The organism is Kineococcus vitellinus, assembly GCF_009906315.1.
Taxonomy (GTDB): Bacteria; Actinomycetota; Actinomycetes; order Actinomycetales; family Kineococcaceae; genus Kineococcus; species Kineococcus vitellinus.
On record NZ_JAAALL010000468.1, the window covers coordinates 1 to 2,138 of the forward strand.

General features: G+C 80.5%; 2 protein-coding genes. Both read left to right on the forward strand.

Going from position 1 to position 2,138, the window contains the following annotated elements:
* Positions 1 to 740: alpha/beta hydrolase (locus GTQ99_RS22510; protein WP_205708050.1), on the forward strand; the 740-nt coding region annotated here is incomplete at its 5' end.
* Positions 741 to 799: 59 nt separating this feature from the next.
* A partial coding sequence (locus GTQ99_RS27690; RefSeq protein ID WP_476702862.1) for an acyltransferase family protein occupies positions 800 to 2,138 on the forward strand: 1,339 nt, incomplete at its 3' end.

Here is a 2,138-nt window from a genome sequence, read left to right on the forward strand (position 1 = left end):
CTACCATCGCCGGCGTGGACCACCGTGCGCGCGGGAACCCCGGCGCCGGCGGCCCGGCAGGGACCGGCTCCGGCGCCGCGGTGGGCACCGTGCCCGCCGATCCCCGGCGGAGCCTGCCGACCCTCTACCAGCACCACCGCGAGGAGGCGCTGCGGGCGGCGCGGGGGAGCGGCGGCGAGCGGGCGGCGGTGCTGCGGGCGCTGGCCGCCCCCGAGCGCCAGCTGCTCGCGCTGGAGACCTCCGGGCGCGGGCTGCTCACCGAGGTCTTCGGCGACCTGGCCGCCGCCCCCGCGGTCGCCGTGCTCGTCGGCGGCGTCGGCACCGAGGTGGCGACCTTCGACGCGGGGACGCGGCGGCTGCGGACCTTCCTCGACGGCCTGCACCGGCACCTGCCGGCCCGGCGCGTCGTGCTGGTCTGCCACAGCTACGGCAGCCCCGTGTGCGCGGCCGCGCTCGCCGACGCCCGCGCGCGCGGGGTGCGCGACGTCGTCGACCTCGCGAGCCCGGGGGTGGGGCAGGGACGGCTGCCCGCGGGGGTGCGCCGGTGGACGGCGACCGGATCGGCGGACCCGGTCCGCTGGGTGCCCCACGTGCGCATCGGCGGGCTGGGCCTGGGGCGCGACCCGGCCACCACCCCCGGCGCGCGCCGGTTGCCGGTGCCGGCGAACTGCGACCACGACGACTACCTCGCACCGGGCAGCCCGACGCTCACGGCCGTCGCCGACCTGGTGCGCCCGTGACCCCGCACCCGGTGCCGGACCCGGTGCCGCACCCGGCGCTCGGGGGTCGCGATCCCGCAGTGGACGCCCTGCGGGTCGTGGGCCTGGCGGCCGTGGTCCTCGGGCACTGGCTCGTCACCGGCCTGGTGCCGGGCGCCGCCGGGCTGTCGACGGCCAGCCCGCTGGCCTCCCGCCCGCGGCTGCTGCCCGCCACCTGGTTGCTGCAGACCCTGGGGCCGCTGTTCTTCGCCGCGGGGTTCGCCGCGGCCCGCCGCGGCGGCAGGCGGCCGTGGTCGGGCACCTGCCGGGCGCTGGCGGCGCTGGCCGCGGGCGGCGCCGCGCTGACGGCCCTGGCGGTGCTCGCGGTCCCCGGGGAGCGGACCGCACCGACGGTGGCCGGGCTGATCGCCTCCCCGCTGTGGTTCCTGGGCGTGCTGGGAGTCCTGTCCGCGGGGCACCGGGTGCTGGCGGCCACCTGCCGGCCCTCCCCGTGGCTGCTGCTGGTCCCCGCCGCCGCCCTGCTCGTGCTGGACGTCGCGCAGGTCGCCCGCGGGCACCCGGTCCTCGTCGCGGTGCAGGCCGTGACGTGCTGGAGCGTGCCCTACGGCTTCGGGGTGGCCGACGCGCACGGCCTGCTGCCGCGGCGGCGCTGCGGTGCGGCGCTGCTGGTGGCGGGGTCGGCCGGTGCGCTCGTGCTCGTGCTCGCGGCCGGCTGGCCCTCCTCGGCGGTGGGCGTGCCGGGCCGGGCGCGCTCGAACCTGGACCCGCCCAGCGCGGCGGCGCTGGGCCTGCTCGCGGCCCAGGTCGGCGCGTTCCTGCTGCTGCGGCGGCCGCTGCTGGCGCTCGTGCGCGCGGAGCGCGTGCGCGGAGCGCTGCTGCGCCTGAACCGGGCGGGGGTGCGGGTCTACCTGCTGCACCAGCCCGTCCTGCTCGCCGCCGCCGCGGCCGGGCTGCCCGGCGTGCTGGGGGAGCCCTCCTCGCCGGGCTGGCTGCAGCGGCGGGCGCTCGCCGTCCCCGTCCTGGCGCTGGTGCTGGCGGGCGCCGCCGCCGCCGGGCGGCGACGGCCTCAGCTGAGGAACCCGCGCAGCAGCGCGGCGCTGCCCTCGACGTGGCGCACCATCTCCGCGCGCGCCCGTGCGGGGTCGCGCGCCAGCACGGCGGCCACGACGCGCCGGTGCTGGGCGTTGGAGTGCTGCAGGTTCACCGCCAGCAGCGGGATGCGGTCCAGCAGGTCGTTGACGCGGATCCTCGCGTCCGCGACCGCCGCGACCAGCGAGGTCGAGCCGCCGGCCTCGGCCAGCGCCAGGTGCAGGCGGGAGTCGCAGCAGCAGGAACGCGCCGACCTGGGCCGCGAGCAGGCCCAGCGCCGCCGCGCTGGGCGGGTCCAGGTTCGAGCGCGCCCGGCCCGGCACGCCCACC